Here is a 19,654-nt window from a genome sequence, read left to right on the forward strand (position 1 = left end):
TGTCCGTACCGACGCAGTATTAGCTAGAAACAATCATACAAGTAGGATTAGTTGTCTACGAAATCGTGTAACGTTTCCATGGAATGCGAGACGCATCAATCGACGCAAGGAAATCAACAATGTCATGACGGCCTTGGTATGTAAATCTCCCATGTGTATCTTGTGACGCAAGAATCATTGGAAGACCTTGAAAGTCGGCAATTCCTGAGAGAGACTGCCTCATGTCATTTGCGCTGGATTGTGTTTGAATGGCATGTGGTTTCACAATGACGATCGCGAAAGTGACTCCTTGCTCTTTTACAATTGCGCCATCAATTTGCATGTTTGCCCCCATCTCTCAGTTATGTGTCTTCGCTGTCTAACGGCATAGCTCACCGGACGCAGATCAACTTTGCTACTTGCCGATCGCGCGAATACGTTCCGGTGCAGCGCCGTGTTATGCCGCCGTAACTGTTAACTAGCATCAATCAGTACAGACAAAGCATTTTTGGCATATTGCGCTCCACCTGGGTTTCCCTCAATCGTTGCCATTAAACTAGCTCCTCCAATTAAAAGCAAATACTGCTGTGAAAACGATGCAGGGTCACGTATCCCTGCTTCAGATGCTAACTGCATGATGTAAGCACGGATCGCTTGTCTTAAATTAATTGAGATTTGATGAGCTGGATGAGACGCATCAGCAATTTCTAAGACCGCATTGATAAATGGGCATCCTCGAAAGTCCGGCTCAGCATACCAGCCTTGAAGAACATCAAAAGTTGCCAGTAACCGATCTTTAGGCGTGTTTCCTTGGTCTGCGACTGCATCTTCAAACCAACGCAACCATTGAGCAGCCCGATATTTCATCACTTCCTCAATCAGTTGGTCTTTTGAAGAGAACCAACGATAGAGTGTTCGCTTTGCTACACCAGATGCCGCAATGACTTCATTGATTCCTACATATTGAATTCCCTTCTGATAAAACAGTTCAGAAGCGGTTTCTAAAATTTGTTGGCGTGCAGCACTTGATTCAGTAGTCATAACCTTGGGTAGACAACTTTGTCTCCATAGGGTTATACTAGCACGCATCACAGGTAGACAGACTTGTCTACTCCGTAGTTTATTGAAGAGGTAGAGCAATGGAATTTACGATTCACACGATTGAAACTGCGCCAGAAGCTTCAAAGGAAGCTCTTATTCATGCTAAAGAGACATTTGGTTTGATCCCAAATTTAGAGGGGATTTTGGCAGAAGCTCCCGCTGTCTTAAAAGGTGGAATGGCATTGTGGGACTTATTTGAAACAACCAGCTTTACAGTGATCGAGCAACAAGTCATTTATCTGACTGCCAATTACGAACATGAATGCCGCTACTGCATGGCAGCCCATTCCGGTTTAGCAAAAATGATTGGGATGGCTCCTGAAGACATTGAAGCTCTTCGCCAGGGTCAACCTCTAGCAGATCAGAAACTACAGGCGTTACGGCTGTTTACTCAGAGGATGATTGAGGCACGAGGTTGGGTGAACGATCGAGAAATTGGAGAGTTTCTAGCCGCAGGTTATGCCAAGCAGCAGGTTTTGGAAGTCATTTTGGGTATTGCTGTCAAAATCATCCACAACTACACTAACCACATCGCTAAAACCCCTTTAGATAAGGCATTCCAACCTTATGTTTGGTCAAAATCTGCGATAGCTGGGTAAGTGCCGATGCCCTTGCGCTCATTTGACTCTAGGCAATGACTGATACGCTATCGGTTACGTCCTCACCGATAGCTCAGGCGGCATAACTAGTGCTCATACAGCAAAACGCTAGATAACATTCTATAGAGTCTGATTATCATGTATTTTGCTCAATAATCATCCATATTGACCGATGGCCGTTTTCACTCCAGTTGATCAGGCTGATTAATACAGAGTTTTGTCGTAGCCCAAGGTCGGAACAGATACGCCAGAATTTTTTTGCCCACATCGCCAATTTTGAGGGCTGAACGAGTTGCCATAATGAATTTCCAAAAAACACTTGACTCTAAAGCCTACTTGAGACTCTACTATCAGACTATGTTGCGTTGATTAGGAGTTACAGCAATGAACTTAAGTCTGACAACCGCCCCGGTGAAAGTCTATCGGATGTCAATGCCAGGCCATGAGTGTCCATGGGGAGTAAAAGCCGTTGCCTTGTTGAACGATAAAAATATTCCCTTTGAGGATATTCACCTGACCACAAAAGCCGAGGTTGAGGACTTCAAGGCCCTGCACCAAGTGAAAACCACACCGCAAATTTTCTGGGGTGAGACTCGGATTGGCGGCTATACCGATTTGGCTGCGTACTTAGAAGTCCAGGCCGAGGCAGCAGAATATTCCTACACCCCCGTGATTGCCCTATTTTCAACAGCGGGTTTGATGACCTTGGCTACCTCATTAGGGTTTACCGGGTTTATGGGGATTGCCCTGTCAATGCTCGCCTCGCTGAAACTGATGGATTTAGATGCGTTTGCTGAGAGTTTTGCCAAATATGATTTAGTGATGCAACGCTGTAAGCCCTATGGCAAAATCTACCCATTTTTGGAGTTGTTTATTGGCCTGGGGATTTTATCTGGCCTGACTCCAATCGTGACTGGCGTGGGTGCATTAGTGGTTGGAGTTAGTGGCGGAATTTCTGTTTTTAAAGCAGTTTTTATTGATAAGTTAGCCTTGAATTGTGCTTGTATGGGTGGTAATTCTAAAGCACCGTTGGGGGTTGTTAGTTTTGCTGAAAACGCGATTATGGCTTTGATGGGAGTTATGTTGCTATTTTCTCCAGGCCAGCCTGAATCGGTTAATGTCCCTAGTCAAAGTCAAGGACTGGGGGCAGAAATGGCTCTAATTCAAGGGTATTCCCGTTAGCATCCAAGCCCCTGATTTCATCTTAATTTCATGATCATTCCTCAGAATTAGGATCAGGGCTGTGTATCGTTTCTAAGGATCATTAAGGGAGAACAATGTTAGCCAAATCGAAATTGCTTGTTGCGATTAGTGGAACCTCGATTCTGATTGGGATTGCGGCTCTGACTCAGTTTTATGGGAAAACGACCGCTGAATCATCTAACACCGCCGGATCTGCTCATGCGGGCATGAATCACGGGATGGCTCATCATGAGGCTGATACCAGGCCAGGTGATGATTCGGCTCAAGGCAATAATGGCCACAGTAGCCATGGCAATACATCGATTTCCCCCACGGTTCGGTTAGTCAATCCTGAAGAAATTCCCGCCAATAAACCGACAGCTTTAACATTTAAGGTAGAGGATCAATCAGGCCAGGCCATTAAGAAGTTTGATGTTTTTCAAGAGAAATTGATGCATTTAATTGCGGTCAATCGTGATCTCAATTTCTTTGAGCATTTACATCCTGAATATCAAGGTGATGGTATTTTTAGCGTGACCGTTACATTGCCCGAGCCAGGAAATTATGTCTTTTTTGCGGACTATAAACCAGCCGGAGAGTCTGAGGTAGTTTCTGTCTTAAAAACGGCTGTTCCGGGAACTTCTGCGGCACGGACTCAACTGGATTTAAGTCAGAACCAGGTGATCGGCAATACAACCGTCGGCCTGGAGTTAAACCCCATGACTGTTAAAGCGGGTGAACCAGTTAACCTCACCTTTAATCTCAGGGATTCCAGTCAAAATCAACCAATTCCAGATTTACAACCCTATCTTGGCGAATGGGGGCATCTTGTGATTCTCAGGCGGTCTGATAATCTGAGCAGAAAAGACTATATTCACGCCCATGCAACCACTAAGAAATTCTCAGGCGATGTTAATTTTGCCACAGTATTTCCTCAAGCTGGAATGTACAAGCTATGGGGACAGTTCAACCGTAATGGTCAGATTATCACTTCTGGTTTCTGGGTTAAGGTGCCATAGTCAAGCCAATCAAAACTCAGATTTTTTCAAAACAATCCAAAAACAAATCAAAAGTAGTGCAAGGGTTATATTTGAAATCTGATGCACTATTTTTAATAATTCAACAGATAATACTAATTTTTGATAGTTAGATATTAGCAGGGAAGCAACTTTAACTTACAATTATGCTGCCATGTATCTAATCCTGATTCCCCAGTTTCCATTTATTTATCAGGTAATAGCAGGATACTTTGCTGTTAAACTCTCACATCGTTCTGTAAACCAATGACATTTTCATATTCCGTTGCCTAGTTATGGCTTAATTCATGAAATTTCATGACTGTTTCATAATCATACTCTAGACTTGATTTATAGCAAATATTTAGGATGAAAAGTATCAATCTTTGAATTGTTAATTTGATCTAAAAGGACAAGCCATGAATACTTTCAAGTACATGATGATTACTTTACTATCATTTGGTTTATTTCCTCAGCCTTCTTTTTCCAATAATTTACTGTTGCCCAGCATTCAAGAGGCCTATGCTAATCCTAAGAATGAAGGTGTTCTCTTTTCCAATTATTATATTCTGATCGATATTGGTCATGGCAATATTGAAGCACTGTCAATGACGATTCCTCAAGGATTTGGTGTGATTAATGGAATTAGTGTTATTGATCAAGATGGCAACAAGGTAGAGATGAGCTACACTATCGATAATCATCTAATTCGATTAAGTTTCAATAAACTTCTTCATAAAGAAAATCTAAAAATTGTTTTTAAATCTGTAAAATACTCGAATATAAATACTCGTTCTTGGCTGTTTCATTTATCCGCAAGGCTACGGGGTCGCTCTGATTTTATTCCCTTTGGTACGGCTCGAGTGAATATTTATAGTTAATTCGATCAGGAATGAGACAGTATTAGGCCTTGTTATTCCGATTAAATTCATATTTTAGTTTCATACACTGTCTCAAAATTACGTGAAACACCCATATCACACTTTTCAATATCAATCACCCAATATTTAGAAATTTCCAGTCGGACATGGAGTTGTTTTTTTCTATTAAATTCAATGCAAAACAGCTATCGGCAACTTCTCTGGCCAAATCCGGTAAACGCTGCTCAGTTAGGATCAGTTGGTAGTCATAATCGGTTGTTGGCGGGGAGTATTTTCACCTTCGCAAAGGAATAAATTAGGAACACAGGCTTGAGTTTAATTGAGTTCAGACAGATTCATCGCCCTAAAGAGTTGATTTCAATCGCCAGGCCTGGTCACTATCTAACTCTAAAACGTAATTGTGATATTGCCGTAAGCTGTCCCGATGCCCGACGCTGATGTAACTGGTAGCCATGGCCTGGATGCGTTCATACACCCGCTTTTCATTGGCTAGATCTAAGGCACTCGTGGCTTCATCCAAAATTGCATAGGGGCTATTATTCAGGAGCAAACGAGCAATAGCCAACCGTTGTTGTTCTCCCAACGATAAGACATCTGCCCAATCCAAATCCACATCCAGGCCCCCAACCCGATCTGGTAAATGTTCCAGGTTGACTTCCGCTAAGGCTTCAAAAATGTTTTGGTCTGTAGTTTGGGGATTAGCCGCCGGATAAAGTAACTGAGTTCGCAGGGAGCCAAGGAGCATATAGGGCCGTTGGGGCAGAAACAAAACATCTCCCGGAGCCGGCCGGACAATTTCCCCAGAGCCAGAATTCCACAGGCCAGCAATTGCTCGTAAAAGAGAGCTTTTCCCCACCCCACTCGGCCCCATAATCACCAAGCCCTCGCCTGGTTGTAAAGCAAAAGATAGGTCTTTCACCAAAGTGCGTTCGTAGTTGGGCGTTTGTACCGTCACATCCTTAAGGATCAATTCATTAGCTTCAGTGACCGTAATTTCCGGATGTTCAGCAGAGGGTGGAATGGGTTCGAGAACTTCTGTAAAGCCAGCTAAACGTTCAATGCCAGCAATGAAGGCACTTAAGCTAGTGAACTGGTCAATGATAATCGAGAGGGCACTTAAGACTTGGCTAAAGGCAAATCCGGCCTGGGAAATCGCCCCAAAATCAATCTCTCCCCGGAAATACATCGGCGCAACAATTAAAGAGGGGACAATGACGGTTAGGTAGTTATAGCCTGTGGTGAAGAATCCTAAATTTCGCTGCCAACCAATCAGTAGGTTAAAATTACGCAAAACTTCTACAAAGCGTTGCCGGACTTGGAGTGACTCCTGCTGTTCCCCCCGATAAAAGGCAATGGATTCTGCATTATCCCGCACATGAACCAGGCCATAGCGAAAATCGGCTTCTCGCCGCAATTGGGTAAAGTTCAGTCGGATTAAGCGTTGCCCCAATAACACCGTAATAATTGTCCCGACAATGGCATAAACAATTAGGGTGGCCGTTAGGGTTTGGGAAATTGACCAGAGAATCCCAGAAAAAGCAATCAAATCAATGACATTGCCCAAAATAATCAGCAAGAAGCCGAGGGAGGTTTGGGTAAAGGAGCGAATATCTTCGGCAATCCGTTGGTCGGGGTTATCAATGTCGGCCTGGGATTCAATTTTGTAATAAGCCCGGTTTTGAAAGTAACGCTCCAAAAAGCTGCGAGTCAACCAATCCCGCCAGCGCAGACCCAGATATTCCCGCACATAGCGATAAATCACCACAATGGGCGTACCGACAACAAACACCCCGGCATAGACAAACAAAAATCGCCAAAAAGTGGGTTGATCCTTTTCTGCCAAAGCTGTTTGGAAAAATCGCCCCACATAGCTAATAATCACGTTTAAGCCGCTGACGGACAGGGAAAGCATCAACAATAAGCCCAGTAATATCCAGGCCTGGCTGCGGGGCAGGGTTTGGCGGCGTAAAAAGATAAAAACTGCGGCTGGAATAATCAAGGTAGCCAGAATAACCCCCAGGCCAGGGCCCCCTAAAATCCCCTGAATGAGTTTGACAAACCCGCCAGCAACCTGACCAAAAACCTCTGGAAATAGGGCATTTAAGGCCAGGGTTATCCCACTCACCAGGACAAAGAGTATCCCGAACATAAAGGCCATGATCAGCAGCAATAGCACCAAGAAAATTGCCCCACTCCGCTTCATCTCTCTTGGGAAAAAATAGGGTTGGGCAATGGCTAAAAATTGATGCCAGGCCTGGGCACTAAACTTATGAGTCGGTTGAACCATGGAAACAAAACGCCGTAAATGCTCACCTGATTATATTCGTGATTCCGAAGTTAAGTCAGACCGCCACCCCAAGCCCCGCTACCCAGTTGGATAAGATAGAAAAAGTGCAAGCCCCGATTCAGGAGAAAATCATGGCCCCCCCCAGACGTGTTGAACGGGTCGCAGAACTGATCCGTCGCGAAGTCAGTCAGCTTTTAGTCCACAACATCAAAGACGAGCGAGTTGGCAATGGCATGGTCAGCGTTACGGATGTGATTGTCTCCGGGGATCTACAGCACGCCAAAATTTTTGTCAGTATCTATGGAACCGATGAAGTCCGCACCGCAACAATGGCAGGCCTGAAGGCAGCAACGGGCTATGTTCGCAGTGAAATTGGGCAACGGGTTCGGTTACGGCGGACACCAGAGATTGTTTTTGTGGAAGATCGCTCCCTCGAACGGGGAACCAAGGTGCTATCTCTCTTAAATGACCTTGAGCGCAATCGCCCCCCAGAATCCTTAGAATCGGCGGAATCAGAAGTTCCTCTTCAATGACATTTCCCATGCGTGCCTCTTGCTTCAAAGGACTGGCTCGGGCCGGGTTGTCTTAGATTCAGACATAGACTCTTTCTCCTTACCCTGATGCCAAAATACAAAGCAGACAGAGAACCCAAGAAACATCCCAAACCACCTGGCCTGGATCATGACTATAACGACTCCTACCCTCTATGACGTAGATTATGCTGATTGGATTGCCGAGACGGTAGCTCGATTAAAAGCAAAAGACTTTACAGGCCTGGACTTAGAAAACTTAATTGAGGAGATGGAAAGCTTGGGACGCTCAGAACGTCATGCCCTCAGCAGCCAATGGATCCGGGTCGTTAAGCATTTATTCAAGCTAGAAGCCCAGCCCCAGACCACGGACTATCACAATAGTTTGGTCTCTAGTGTGGTGGAGGGTGTTAGGCAAATCAAACGTCTTCTTAGAGATTCCCCCAGCTTAAAAGGGTACATACGTGCAAACCCGGCCGATTGGTATCCAGATGCCCGATCAGAAGCCTCCATTGAAACCAGACTGCCCCAGGCCCAATTTCCCGAATCCTGTCCTTATGATGTGTTGGACTTGATTGCCGGAAACTATCCTGAATCGTTGCGCTATGTCTTTGTGATTGAGTAAACCACTGGGGCCTAGAACTAAGATGTTACTTCGGAATATCGGCCCGAAAACTGGGAAAGTCAGAATTTTATTCATAGGGGCCTGTAAGAAGGCGTATTCCTGGTAACGTGGTAGCAAGGCCAACATGAACAACTGTAGCGCAGTTAACAATGGGGCCATTCATACACTCACTTCAGTAAAACAGTATGAGAGTTCTGGTCATTGGCGGCGACGGATATTGCGGTTGGGCAACAGCATTACATTTATCCAATCGGGGACATGACGTTGCAATTTTAGATAGCTTAGTCCGGCGACATTGGGATGCAGAGCTATGTGTTGAAACCCTCACGCCGATTGCCCCCATTCAGTATCGGTTACAGCGGTGGCGGGACTTAACGGGTAAAACCATTGACTTGTTCATTGGGGATATTTGCAACTACGAATTTCTCAAGTCCTCAATGCTTACCTTTCAACCGGATGCAGTCGTGCATTTTGGTGAACAACGCTCGGCTCCTTTCTCGATGATTGACCGGGAACACGCTGTCCTGACTCAATCCAATAATGTCATCGGCAATCTGAACCTGCTGTATGTGATCCATGACCATTTCCCTGACTGTCACTTAGTCAAGTTGGGCACAATGGGTGAATACGGCACTCCCAATATTGACATCGAAGAAGGCTACATCACCATTGAACATAACGGCCGCAAAGATACTCTGCCCTATCCGAAACAGCCCGGTAGTTTCTATCACCTGAGTAAAGTCCACGATAGCCATAACATCCAATTTGCCTGTCGGATTTGGGGCCTGCGGGCGACTGACCTGAACCAAGGGATTGTCTATGGGGTGCTGACGGAAGAAACGGGTATGGATGAGTTGTTGATCAACCGTTTGGACTATGACGGGGTCTTTGGCACAGCATTGAATCGGTTCTGTATTCAGGCCGCGGTGGGGCATCCGTTAACGGTCTATGGCAAGGGCGGCCAAACCCGTGGTTTACTGGATATTCGGGATACGGTTCGCTGTATTGAGTTAGCCCTGTTAACCCCTGCGGCGGCTGGAGAATTCCGGGTCTTTAACCAATTTACAGAGCTATTCAGTGTTGCCGATTTGGCTGACAAGGTCAAGGAAGCGGGCCAGGCCTTGGGGATCAAAGTTGAAGTGACCAACCTCGAAAACCCACGAGTCGAAAAAGAAGAGCATTACTTCAATGCCAAAAACACCAAACTTTTGGATTTGGGCCTGCAACCCCATTACCTCTCCGACTCCCTCCTAGATTCCCTCCTAAACTTTGCTATCAAGTACAAACAGCGGGTGGATAACAATCACATCTTGCCCAAGGTCAAATGGCGGGCTTAAGGGCCGATGAGTAATCCAAACTCAACATTCCCAGATTGCCAAGTTTACAAACGAGTCGGGGTCATTGGTGGTGGACAACTAGCTTGGATGCTGGGCCTGGCGGCGCGGGATTTGGGAATTGAGTTAATTGTCCAAACGCCGAGTGCTACTGATTCTGCGGTATCTGTGGCAAGGGATGTTATTTATGCTCCGATTGACGATCTTGCTGCAACTCAAGCCCTGAGCCAAAGAGTTGATGTCATTACCTTTGAAAATGAGTTTGTGGATTTAGTCGGGTTAGAAAAACTCGCTGATGCCGGAGTGTGTTTTCGCCCCAGTTTGAGCAGTCTCGCCCCGCTGTTGGACAAATTAGAGCAACGGCAATTTTTAGAATCTTTGGGTTTAGCTATCCCGAAATTTGTGGGCGCAGATCACGTTGCAACTCTCACGGAAGTCAGCAAAACCTTTGCGTTTCCAGTGGTGGTAAAAGCGCGGCGGCATGGGTATGACGGTCAAGGTACGTTTGTAATTAAAGATGTCGGGGCCTGGGATAGTTTTTGGCAAGATCGCCCTGATTTTAATTCGTTTTTAATTGAAGCCTTTGTGCCCTTTCGCTGTGAGTTGGGGTTGATGGCGGCCCGCTCGGTCTCTGGGGAAGTTGCTTTTCATCCTTTAGTCGAAACCCAACAGGAAGATCAAGTGTGTCGTCGCGTCATTGCCCCCGGCCCCGTGAGTTCTGAGATTACCTCCCAGGCCCAGGCCATGGCCCAAACCCTTTTAGAAGCCTTAGATTTTGTCGGTATCTTGGGGATTGAGTTTTTCCTAACCGCTGACAATCAACTGCTAATCAACGAAATTGCCCCCCGCACCCACAACTCCGGCCACTACACGATTGAAGCCTGTCACACCAGTCAGTTTGCCCAACATTTACTGGCGATTACCGGCCGGGGCCTAGGCAATCCGGACTTACAATCTCCTGCCGGCGTTATGATCAACCTCTTGGGCTTTGAAACCGCCACGTCCGACTACGGTGAAAAACGCCAAACCCTGAGCCAAATTCCCCAAGCGACTGTCCATTGGTATGGTAAAACTCAAGCCTATCCAGGCCGAAAGCTGGGCCATGTAACGGTATTACTCCATAATCAAGAGCCTGAAACAATTACCAAGACCCTATCTCAGATTGAATCTATTTGGTATTCCTGAGCATCAACCCAGGCCGGGAACTTTTGCCTCTAAACCAACTTTTTGTAGCATCCGACTAAATTGGGGGAGTACCCGTTGGCATTGACTGACAAACGCCGTTAACCAGGACTGGAGTTGATCTAGCTGTTCTGGGGTGAGCAAAATCTCCTCGGCTGGCCGGCGATGGCGATAGGTCACTTCCGCAGCGGCACTAACTTCATAATCAGCAAACCAACTACTGTGGGGCCGACTGGTATGCCAATAGTTACGCGTGATTAGCTCCCCTAGATATTTGCTCGCAACAATACTAACTTGGTTCAAAACAACGAGGGCATCCGCTAAGGAGATACTGGGTTGAGGCAGAGATTTGAGAGTTCCAGAAAAATAAAGCGGCAAGGTTGGCTCCTCAAGGGCTGGCAGTGAATTGAGACTTAGCCCCATCAGAGAAAACAACTTTGCTTCTAAATTATGCAGATAGGCGCGATAGCTACTACCATGCCGACTCAAAGATTGATGTAAACGCACCAGTAGATCCAAATCAGCTAATCTGTCACTGGCAAAGGACTCTAAACGAATGAGTTGTTCAGCAAAAGCGGAATCTTCGATGTCATCAGTCATGGGCAAGGGAACAGCGGTAATCCCCAGAGCTACTGCATTTTCCTGTAATAAACGGCGAATTTGGTAGCGGGTCATCGGCGAAAGGGACATGGTATCTCGTTTTATGAAGTTTACTTTTCTTAACAATTACCCTGCCTACTACCCTACAGGACTTAGGGGACGGAATAACTCCGTAGGATTACCGAATCGCCAACGTTCCTGGCCGTGGGGGAACCATTTCTAGTCTAGGCGTTGGGGGAGATTCACTCAGATTGGAAAAGGAAAAGAGTTAGACGTAAGCCGGGTTCTGTTCTTTGTGACCAAAGAGTAGTTATCTATCTGGGACATTTGTTACCAAATGCCTCTTGCGGTTCTCGCTAGCGGGGCAGGAAAAAGATCAACCCTTGCACCCTCGTGACCTTGCTTCCGGCCGGGGTTTACCGAGCCAATACCTCTCGATATTGCTGGTGCGCTCTTACCACACCCTTGCACCCTTACCTGTGCCCGTAGGCCATCGGCGGTATGTTTCTGTGGCACTATCCTCACGCTCGCGCGCACTGGGCGTTACCCAGCAGGCCTGATCTTTTGGAAGCCCGGACTTTCCTCAGGAGTATTGCTACCCCCGCAACTACCTCGCCAACTCTTTTCCAGTTCCTATTGTGCCAAATCGCGAGATCACCAGACCAAGAATCTAAGGATGTTGCCCCACCAAGACTCCCATCAGTCCGCCCATTAAGGGATAAAATGTCACTGCCTGAAATCCAGCCGCTTGAGCCATCGTGATCAGTTCTGGGGGTTTGGGATAACGAGCGAGGCTAGGAATCAGATAAGTATATTCGTCTGTGAGGTTATAGGTTTTGGCCAAGGGAACCACAATCTGTTGGAGATACCAGGCCTGGAAGTTCTTGAGCCATAACTCTTGAGGATGACTAAAATCTAAGATCGCCACCCAGCCCCCCGGCCGTAAAACTCGATATAACTCACTCAGACATTGGGGAATATCACTGACATTTCGCAGGCCATAACCCAGAGTTGCCCCATCAAAACTGCCATCATCAAAAGGTAATCCGAGGGCATCGCCTTGAATCCATTTGATCTGCCCCAGACCCCGACTACGAATTTTGGCCATCTCCAATTGAGCCGTAGAAAAATCCAAACCCACCACTTGGCCCTGAATCCCAACTCGGCGGGCTAACAGTAGGGCTAAATCACCGCTGCCACAACAAACATCCAAAGCTGACTGGCCGGGCTGAACCTGTGACCATTTCACTGCCATCTGCTTCCAAACCCGATGCAACCCAAGACTGAGCCAATCATTGAGGGGATCATAGACCGGAGCAATCCGATTAAACAGGGCCTGGACTTGGCTAGGGGTAGGGGAGGAGGTTAATTCCACAACGAATCAATGGCGAGAGAGGACTTGGAGGCTGTTGATTTGGGCTGGATTTAATGGGAGCTACTCACCAGGCCACTGTGACGCAATAACGGTGTAGTTTCCGGTTCTCGGCCACGGAAAGATTTGAATACTTCCATAGGGGGGTGACTACCTCCGAGCGCGAGCACCGTATCCCGGAACCGCCGGCCTGTTTTTTGAATTTCCGCTTCATTTTCCAGGCCCACCTCTTCAAAGGCAGCAAAGGCATCGGCACTTAAGACCTCGGCCCACTTATAGCTGTAGTACCCGGCCGCATAGCCCCCGGCAAAAATATGACCAAAGGAGCATAAGAAGGCATCTTCCGGTAAGGGTGGTAAGACAGTCGTGAGTTTGGCAATCCGATCCCGAATATCGTTGGCTTTCTCAGAACTACTGGGTTGATAGCGATGATGCAGTTCTAAGTCCACCAAACTGAAGTACAACTGCCGTAACATCCCACTCCCAGAGCGATAGGTGCGGGCTGCTAAGAGTTTTTGATAGTAATGTTCTGGTAAGATTTCTCCGGTTTCATAGTGGCGGGCCATGCCGAATAATGTGGCCTGGTCATAGCACCAATTTTCCATAAACTGGCTGGGTAATTCCACCGCATCCCACTCGACATTATTAATTCCGGCCGCACTGGGATAATCCACTTGGGTGAGCATATGTTGTAGGCCATGGCCAAACTCATGGAAGAGGGTTTCCACTTCCCCAAAGGTCATCAGGCTGGGTTTGCCGTCAATCGGTGGGGTTTGATTACAGATTAGATACGCTACGGGTAAGCGGGTTTTGAAATCTGTCCCGACACGCACCTTAGCCCGGCCCAAACAATCATCCATCCAGGCCCCGCCCCGTTTTTCTGCCGGCCGACTGTAGGCATCCAGATAAAAGCCCGCAATTTCCGCCCCCGTTTCGTTTTTGATTTGGAAATATTGGACATCAGGATGCCAGACGGGAATACCAGATTTAATTTCGGTAATGGTGACACCAAATAACCGCGAGGCCAGGCCAAACAAGCCATCCAACACCCGCGGCAGGGAAAAATAGGGACGCAATTCTTCATCATTAAAGGCAAACTTGGCTTCCCGTTGCCGCTCGGCCCAATAGCCAATATCCCAATGCTGTAACGGCTCATTCTGTCCTTGTTCACTGGCAAAGGCCTGCAATTCCTCCATTTCCTTGACAGCGGCCGGAAAACTGACTTGGCGCAATTCTTCTAAAAGACTTTCAACCGCAGCCACACTGGGAGCCATTTTGCCATCGAGACTTAATTCTGCATAGGTTTTAAATCCCAAAAGTTGCGCTTCTTCTTGCCGGAGTTTGAGGATTTTTTCGATGATCTCGCTATTATCCCATTCACCACTAGCGGCCCGACTAATGAAAGCCCGATAGACCTGCTCCCGTAAATCCCGCCGCTGACTGTGTTGCAAGAAGGGGCCAAAACTGGGGAAATCGAGACTAATGTGCCAAGGGCCTGTGTCCGGGGTAGCCGCTTCTTCTCCATCGGCCCGGGCGGTTTGGGCAGCTAAGGACAGTAAACTGGGGGGCAATCCGGCGACTTCTTCAGGTTGCGTTAATTTCAAGCGAAAGGCTTTGGTGGCATCAAGAACATGGTTAGAAAATTGGGTTCCCAGTTCTGCCAGTTGGAGTTGAATTTGGTTAAATCGTTCTTTAGCTTCCCCTGCCAGGCCCACCCCACTGTGTTCAGCACTGCGAATCGCGGCGGTAATAATTCGTTTTTGGGCCGGTTCCAGGGTTGACCACTCGCGGCTATCCCGTAAAGCTTTGTAGGCCTGGTAGAGGGGCTGGCTTTGACCAAGACGGTTATAAAACTCAATCACTTCGGGCTGCATGGTTTCATGGGCGGCGCGCAATTCCGGGCTATTTTTGACCCCCATGAGATGATTGACAATCCCCCAAGTCCAGGCCAGGCGTTCTCCCAATCGTTCAACGGGTTCGACCAATTTTTCCCAAGTCGGGATGACGGTTGTTTCTAAGTCGGTCAGTTCCTGATTCAGTTCAACCAGGAGTTGTTTGAGGGCGGGTTCAACTAGGCTCGGTTCAATTTCCGCAAACGGGGGCAGACCATCCCCAATCAGGAGAGGATTTTTGATCGCTGTCTCGGTTGTCATGGGAGCATCCACAAAGGTATGGCGTGATTCAATGCTTTGATCCTAGTGGATCCGGGGCCTGGGGGCGAACTAGGGAAAACCGACCGTTATGAATTTACCCAAGTCGCCGTTACTCAGGATCAGATTTCACTAATAGTCTATGCCCCAACCGAGGAGGTAATCTTGCAATAGATTAAGATAGATAAATATCGTAAAAATATTCAAGAGTTGTTAACTCAGTATGCCGAAGATGACATATCTAATCTAATGATGTCGAAGTCCAATTCATCTTTGATACTGAACCAGATCACTATCCATGGCTGAATGTTAGTTGGGAAAAGTTGCATCAGGTTTATCGTTATTCAATTCATGGGTAGGGGTTGATAATTATTTTTAGATAGATGTCTCCAGGCCTGGGGTCAACTCCCGATTCAGCCTACAATAAAAAAGTACTGCCAATCTCGCTTCCCATGACTTCTCTAGAACCAAGTGTTGATTTTAATTTGCCTCGAATTGTGTTTTTTGGCCGGACATTTGCCGAATATGAACAAATGTTTAATTTCACCGATGCAGAACTGGCGGGAAAACGAATTTTAGATTGTCCTTCTGGGCCGGATTCCTTTGTCGCCGAAAGTTTTAACCGGGGCCTGGATGTAGTCGGCTGTGATCCGGTTTATCAAAATCAATCCGCAGAACAACTCTATGAACGGGCCAAGACAGATATTACCTTTTGCTTAGCCCAGGCCCAGGTGCGCATGGATCAATTTCCAACATTTACTGATGAAATATTTGCCCAATTCAGCCAGGCCAAGCTAGAGGCAATGGAAAAATTCTACCACGATTTCAAAGACCGGCCCCAGGCCTATCAAGTTGGGAGTTTACCCCATTTGCCCTTTGCCGATAACAGCTTTGATTGGGTCTTATCAGCACATTTTCTCTTAGCCTATAGTTCGATCGAATCTGGCGGAATTTTGCCCAATAGTCCCTTTGATTTAGACTTTCATCACCAGGCCATGACGGAGTTGCTCCGAATCGCCCGTGAGCAAGTTAGACTCTACCCCATTTATACCAATAACCATCCCCGCCAACGCCATGCCTATGTCAACCCCATTGTCGAAAAACTCACTCAAACAGGTCATCGAGTAGAATTTATACCCTCAACCTATAATCAAGGCTCTCCCGTTGAAAACTTTACCTTAGTTATTTATAAAAACTCCCACTCTTGAAACTAACAGGCCTGGTTATTAATGGCAAAACAATCCTTAACTGACCGGTAAAACTACCCCCTACAGAAATGCTGATTAGATTTTTAGGGTTTTGGCGCAATCTGTGGAATAGGATGGCATATGTTTATACCCTCTATTGTCTGGTCAAATTTTCCCTCACCCTTATCTTGAGCCACTGCTGAGTCCGGGTTAAAATCTTCACTCCTACCTCTTCTCGTTATGGCGGCGTTAATCTGGAAATACTAAACGTCCTTTTGTGATCGTTCCCATCTAGTATCTATGGAATCCATACTCCCTAAAAGTCTGCAAGCCCATATTGATGAATCCCCGCCCCGTCCCCTTACCCCAATGCAATGGCGGATTTGGGCCTTAGCCGCAATGGGGAAATTTTTTGAAGGGATGGTGATATTTATTACAGGTGTTGCTTTACCCCTGCTTGAGCGATATTTTGATCTACCCGCAGCCCTAGATGGGAGCCTATCCGCTGCAACCCTCTTTGGTATTTTGGTCGGGGCCTCCCTGTTTGGTAACTTAGCGGATCGCCTTGGACGTAAGTTTGTTTTTGTCTGGGAAATGGCCCTCTTTACGCTGTTTTTAGTCCTCTGTACCTTGGCCTGGAACATTGGGGTGCTGATTGTGGCCCTATTTTGTGTTGGCCTCGCCCTTGGAGCCGACTATCCCACTGCCCATATTATTGTCTCTGAGTCTATTCCCAGTAAATTTCGCGGGCGGATGGTGTTGGGGGCCTTTGCCTTTCAATCCGTTGGCTCATTAGGTGGGGTGTTACTGGGTTTAGCAGTCCTCAAGGTCTATCCCCAAGTCGAGGCCTGGCGGTGGATGTATGCAGCGTTAATCGGGCCGGGGTTGATTGTCTTTCTATTGCGACTTACCCTGGCCGAGTCAGCCCATTGGCTTTTAGCACGAGGACGGATTGAAGAGGCCCATCGCGCTGCCCAACGATTACTGAAACGCCCTGTAGCTATTGACCGTGGCTCTCTGAGTCTCAACATTAGAACTGCCCGGCCAGGGTTTCGGCTCCTGTTTTCCCCCCGATACTTCCAGGCCACTATCCTTGCCGCTGTCCCCTGGTTTTTACAAGACCTCTCCACCTACGGTATCGGCATTTTTACGCCAACCATCCTAGCAACCCTGTTTACAAGAACAAGCTCTAATTTCATTTTCCAGGACATGGTGGCTGCGGAAGGCTCTGGGGTGATTGATTTATTCTTACTTTTCGGCTTCTTAACCTCCTTGCCCTTGGTGGATAAAGTTGGCCGAATTCCACTCCAAATTCTCGGCTTTGGCGGGTGCGCGGTTGGGCTACTGATTGCTTCCTTTGCGGCTGATATTCCCGATGGCCATGAACTGAAGATTTTCCTGATTTTTGCCGGATTTATGATCTTCAACTTTATGAACAACCTCGGCCCCAATGCCATGACCTATCTCTTAGCGGGTGAAGTTTTTCCAACAGAAATTCGGGGCTTGGGGGCCGGGTTTGCCGCCTCCTTTGCCAAGATTGGGGCTGTATTGACCGCATTCTTCTTCCCTATTCTCCGAGAGCAAATTGGCACCACCCCACTCCTCTATATCCTCTCTGGGACAGCAGTTTTGGGAGGCTTAATCACCTTTGTGGTCAGAATAGAACCGAATGGCAAGAGCTTAGAAGAATTAGCCTAACATCACCATCCACAGGGCTGGCCTGGTAAGCTACACCCAAGAAATGATAGGTCGCTGGTTCGGGTTGAATCCAATGAATCCATCCGCTCTTTCTGGTCTTTCTTGTTCTTGCTGGCCTAAATCAGATTACTTGAGGTCGTTGAGAATTGCATCGCGACCCTTTAGGGCACAGCCCTCATCCGTCATCCCCACGGGTGTTCCAGAAATTCCCAGGCCCCCAACTAACTTCCCTTTCGACATTAAGCGCACTCCACCCGGAAACAGGGTAATCCCCCGTAATGGGTCTGGTGGCATCGGCCAAGTTCCAACCCCAACGGCCCCCTTGGCCTGCATTGAGGCGAGAATTCCTGATGTGGTGTCAAGATTATGATTATTGGCCAGGGTAACTGCGGAATAAGCCTTATTAAACGCCGTTTGAACTGTGTGGACACCCGCCCCATCACTGCGAATCACGATAATGACATTTCCTTCTGGATTGACCACTGTGGCCGTAACCCCATAGCCTTGAACTCGACAGGCCTCAATACCCGCCTCTGCTGCTTTAAGGGCAATTTTAGCCGAGAGTACTGGTGTTTCTTCAAGGGCAACGGCCGGCATGAGAGGGACGGAACCTACCGCCAAACCCAGAAGCAAAACAGAAAAGGATATGGATGGATGGAACATCGGTCGTAAAACTCCAAGTTAGATAAAAGAAAAATAGTGCAATGATAGATAGGGTTGAGTTGTCATCAAGCTCTTCTCGCTCATTAACATTTTCATAGTGACACTAAACAGCCTCCTTAACGAATTTCCCTAATTCTTGAGAGACTAGGGGCCTGAGTGAATATTGCCTCCCCCATCGCTCTTGAAACAAAGCCACCTTCCTGAGCTTCTTCAACTCAAAAAATAATTTCTGTCATGTTAACCTCGGAAGTAAAATCTGCCATGACTTGCTTTGACGAGTTCGAGACAGTCTTCTAGGTCATCCCCATGCCACTGAATAGACTTTAAGGCTTGCAAGATTGAAGCAGTAGTAGAAGGAGATTCGGGGCGAGGTAATGAGGTGGCAGAATAGAGAGAGTTGAGAAAGTAAACAAAATCAAGAATCGTTGACAAAAGTTAATCGGAGGTTTGACTTAGCTCTTGGTCTAATTGTTCTCGAATTCTCGGCCTTGACATGGGAATTTGATGTAGCTCTGAAGGCTCCGAGAGAATAAAAATGTATTTAACCATTTTTGATCCGATTCTAGAAATCCTAGCTAAGTAGCTTTCTGAGAAGTTCCTCTCGAGTTAGTCCAAAATGATTTTCAATCTCTCGCAAGATAGCACTCAATGTACCAACCTTAATTGGGCTATGGTTTGGTATGGTGATGTGGTGTTCTCCATTTTGTTGAGTGCTTAAGCGAATGTGGCTACCAGTTTGACGATCAATAACGTACCCTAGGCGCTCTAAAATTCTTGCTAATGCTTCGCCGGATAGATCTCTAGGCAGTTTCATGAGGCAAATACTTCATCATGAACTAGGTGTAAACGGATTAATTGGGGACGGTTGTTAATATCTGGGAAATGACATTCAACTGCATCTTTTACAAATTCTCGTAATTCTGAAATGCTATCAGCTTGAGTGAAAATAGCTTCTCCAATGGCCTTGGCCGTGTATCCTCCTTCTGGATCTTCTTCAACTAGAAAAATAATTTCTCGTAATTTTTCACTCTCGTGAATTGGCTGATTCATGATAATGACTCCAGGAAATGTTCTTCTAAGACTTCAAGATGTAATTCAATGGCTTCATTTAATATTTTCTAGGGCTTCTTCACGAGTTTTACCTTGACTAACACATCCGGGGAGGCTGAGGACTTCGACAATAAAATAACCATCTTCATCTTGGGATAAAAGAACTTGACGAGAATGGGCCTGGGGGTTGGTAATGACCATGACTTAATAATCTCCTA

At 46.8% G+C, this 19,654-nt stretch carries 20 protein-coding genes, 1 other RNA gene and 1 pseudogene; 11 read left to right on the forward strand and 11 right to left on the reverse strand.

All coding sequences use genetic code 11. The annotated features are described in order from the left end of the window. Window positions 1–55: 55 nt before the first annotated feature. Together SYN6312_RS09280 and SYN6312_RS09285 are read right to left on the reverse strand one after the other, a co-directional pair. Entirely contained in the window at window positions 56–322 is a 267-nt protein-coding gene (locus SYN6312_RS09280; RefSeq protein WP_015124613.1) for a hypothetical protein, read from the reverse strand. A 131-nt stretch (window positions 323–453) separates the two neighbouring features. Next, window positions 454–1,020 carry a TetR/AcrR family transcriptional regulator gene (locus SYN6312_RS09285; RefSeq protein ID WP_015124614.1) on the reverse strand — a complete coding sequence of 189 codons (567 nt, stop codon included), beginning with the start codon at window positions 1,018–1,020 and terminating at the stop codon, window positions 454–456. A 98-nt stretch (window positions 1,021–1,118) separates the two neighbouring features. Between SYN6312_RS09285 and SYN6312_RS09290 the strand changes: the two genes are divergently transcribed. The 4 genes from SYN6312_RS09290 (at window position 1,119) to SYN6312_RS09305 (ending at window position 4,758) form a co-directional block, all read left to right on the forward strand. Beyond that, a complete protein-coding gene (locus SYN6312_RS09290; RefSeq protein ID WP_015124615.1) occupies window positions 1,119–1,679 on the forward strand; it encodes a carboxymuconolactone decarboxylase family protein in 561 nt (186 codons plus the stop codon). Between the two features lie 384 nt (window positions 1,680–2,063). Beyond that, window positions 2,064–2,861, forward strand: a complete 798-nt coding sequence (locus tag SYN6312_RS09295) for a glutaredoxin (protein WP_015124617.1) — start codon at window positions 2,064–2,066, stop codon at window positions 2,859–2,861. A 95-nt stretch (window positions 2,862–2,956) separates the two neighbouring features. Continuing rightward, window positions 2,957–3,880, forward strand: a complete 924-nt coding sequence (locus tag SYN6312_RS09300; RefSeq protein ID WP_015124618.1) for a hypothetical protein — start codon at window positions 2,957–2,959, stop codon at window positions 3,878–3,880. Between the two features lie 416 nt (window positions 3,881–4,296). Beyond that, entirely contained in the window at window positions 4,297–4,758 is a 462-nt protein-coding gene (locus SYN6312_RS09305; protein WP_015124619.1) for a hypothetical protein, read from the forward strand. Window positions 4,759–5,101: 343 nt separating this feature from the next. Here SYN6312_RS09305 and SYN6312_RS09310 read toward each other — a convergent pair whose 3' ends face one another. Further along, window positions 5,102–7,045: an ABC transporter ATP-binding protein/permease gene (locus SYN6312_RS09310; protein WP_015124620.1), complete on the reverse strand. Its 1,944-nt coding sequence runs from the start codon at window positions 7,043–7,045 to the stop codon at window positions 5,102–5,104. 131 nt (window positions 7,046–7,176) lie between these two features. On the opposite strand from SYN6312_RS09310, the gene rbfA reads away from it, so the two are divergent. The 4 genes from rbfA (at window position 7,177) to SYN6312_RS09330 (ending at window position 10,719) form a co-directional block, all read left to right on the forward strand. Further along, window positions 7,177–7,578 (forward strand): 30S ribosome-binding factor RbfA, encoded by a 402-nt coding sequence (rbfA, locus tag SYN6312_RS09315; protein WP_041431362.1) that lies wholly within the window; start codon window positions 7,177–7,179, stop codon window positions 7,576–7,578. 148 nt (window positions 7,579–7,726) lie between these two features. Beyond that, a complete protein-coding gene (locus SYN6312_RS09320) occupies window positions 7,727–8,200 on the forward strand; it encodes a DUF29 domain-containing protein (protein WP_015124622.1) in 474 nt (157 codons plus the stop codon). A gap of 185 nt (window positions 8,201–8,385) precedes the next feature. Continuing rightward, entirely contained in the window at window positions 8,386–9,537 is a 1,152-nt protein-coding gene (locus tag SYN6312_RS09325) for an NAD-dependent epimerase/dehydratase family protein (RefSeq protein WP_015124623.1), read from the forward strand. A gap of 6 nt (window positions 9,538–9,543) precedes the next feature. Further along, window positions 9,544–10,719 (forward strand): 5-(carboxyamino)imidazole ribonucleotide synthase, encoded by a 1,176-nt coding sequence (locus SYN6312_RS09330; RefSeq protein ID WP_015124624.1) that lies wholly within the window; start codon window positions 9,544–9,546, stop codon window positions 10,717–10,719. 3 nt (window positions 10,720–10,722) lie between these two features. Here SYN6312_RS09330 and SYN6312_RS09335 read toward each other — a convergent pair whose 3' ends face one another. From SYN6312_RS09335 to SYN6312_RS09345, 4 genes are all read right to left on the reverse strand, one after another. After that, a complete protein-coding gene (locus SYN6312_RS09335; protein ID WP_015124625.1) occupies window positions 10,723–11,406 on the reverse strand; it encodes a hypothetical protein in 684 nt (227 codons plus the stop codon). A gap of 170 nt (window positions 11,407–11,576) precedes the next feature. Continuing rightward, window positions 11,577–11,939, reverse strand: an RNA gene (gene rnpB, locus SYN6312_RS18590) — RNase P RNA component class A. Between the two features lie 47 nt (window positions 11,940–11,986). Next, entirely contained in the window at window positions 11,987–12,691 is a 705-nt protein-coding gene (gene ubiE, locus SYN6312_RS09340; protein WP_015124626.1) for a bifunctional demethylmenaquinone methyltransferase/2-methoxy-6-polyprenyl-1,4-benzoquinol methylase UbiE, read from the reverse strand. A gap of 50 nt (window positions 12,692–12,741) precedes the next feature. Then, on the reverse strand, window positions 12,742–14,841 hold the full coding sequence (locus SYN6312_RS09345) for a M3 family metallopeptidase (protein ID WP_015124627.1): 2,100 nt from the start codon (window positions 14,839–14,841) through the stop codon (window positions 12,742–12,744). A gap of 257 nt (window positions 14,842–15,098) precedes the next feature. Between SYN6312_RS09345 and SYN6312_RS21000 the strand changes: the two are divergent. The 3 genes and pseudogenes from SYN6312_RS21000 to SYN6312_RS09355 form a co-directional block, all read left to right on the forward strand. Beyond that, window positions 15,099–15,197 (forward strand): annotated as a pseudogene (locus SYN6312_RS21000) (element excision factor XisI family protein); the annotation flags it as partial. A gap of 126 nt (window positions 15,198–15,323) precedes the next feature. Continuing rightward, window positions 15,324–16,046: a hypothetical protein gene (locus tag SYN6312_RS09350; protein ID WP_156804768.1), complete on the forward strand. Its 723-nt coding sequence runs from the start codon at window positions 15,324–15,326 to the stop codon at window positions 16,044–16,046. A gap of 279 nt (window positions 16,047–16,325) precedes the next feature. Then, window positions 16,326–17,723 (forward strand): MFS transporter, encoded by a 1,398-nt coding sequence (locus SYN6312_RS09355; RefSeq protein ID WP_015124629.1) that lies wholly within the window; start codon window positions 16,326–16,328, stop codon window positions 17,721–17,723. A 126-nt stretch (window positions 17,724–17,849) separates the two neighbouring features. Here SYN6312_RS09355 and SYN6312_RS09360 read toward each other — a convergent pair whose 3' ends face one another. From SYN6312_RS09360 to SYN6312_RS18890, 4 genes are all read right to left on the reverse strand, one after another. Beyond that, the gene (locus SYN6312_RS09360) at window positions 17,850–18,320 is read right to left on the reverse strand and encodes a heme-binding protein (protein WP_253276329.1); all 471 of its coding nucleotides are present in this window, start codon (window positions 18,318–18,320) and stop codon (window positions 17,850–17,852) included. 637 nt (window positions 18,321–18,957) lie between these two features. Further along, window positions 18,958–19,200: a type II toxin-antitoxin system HicA family toxin gene (locus SYN6312_RS09365; protein WP_015124631.1), complete on the reverse strand. Its 243-nt coding sequence runs from the start codon at window positions 19,198–19,200 to the stop codon at window positions 18,958–18,960. Further along, complete coding sequence (locus tag SYN6312_RS09370; protein WP_015124632.1) at window positions 19,197–19,436, reverse strand: hypothetical protein; 240 nt, start codon at window positions 19,434–19,436, stop codon at window positions 19,197–19,199. Before SYN6312_RS09370 ends, SYN6312_RS09365 begins: the two co-directional genes overlap by 4 nt. 54 nt (window positions 19,437–19,490) lie before the next feature. Beyond that, a complete protein-coding gene (locus tag SYN6312_RS18890) occupies window positions 19,491–19,637 on the reverse strand; it encodes a type II toxin-antitoxin system HicB family antitoxin (RefSeq protein ID WP_015124633.1) in 147 nt (48 codons plus the stop codon). Between the last annotated feature and the right edge of the window lie 17 nt (window positions 19,638–19,654).

The sequence above is a fragment of the Synechococcus sp. PCC 6312 genome (assembly GCF_000316685.1).
In the GTDB taxonomy this organism is placed as follows: domain Bacteria; phylum Cyanobacteriota; class Cyanobacteriia; order Thermosynechococcales; family Thermosynechococcaceae; genus Pseudocalidococcus.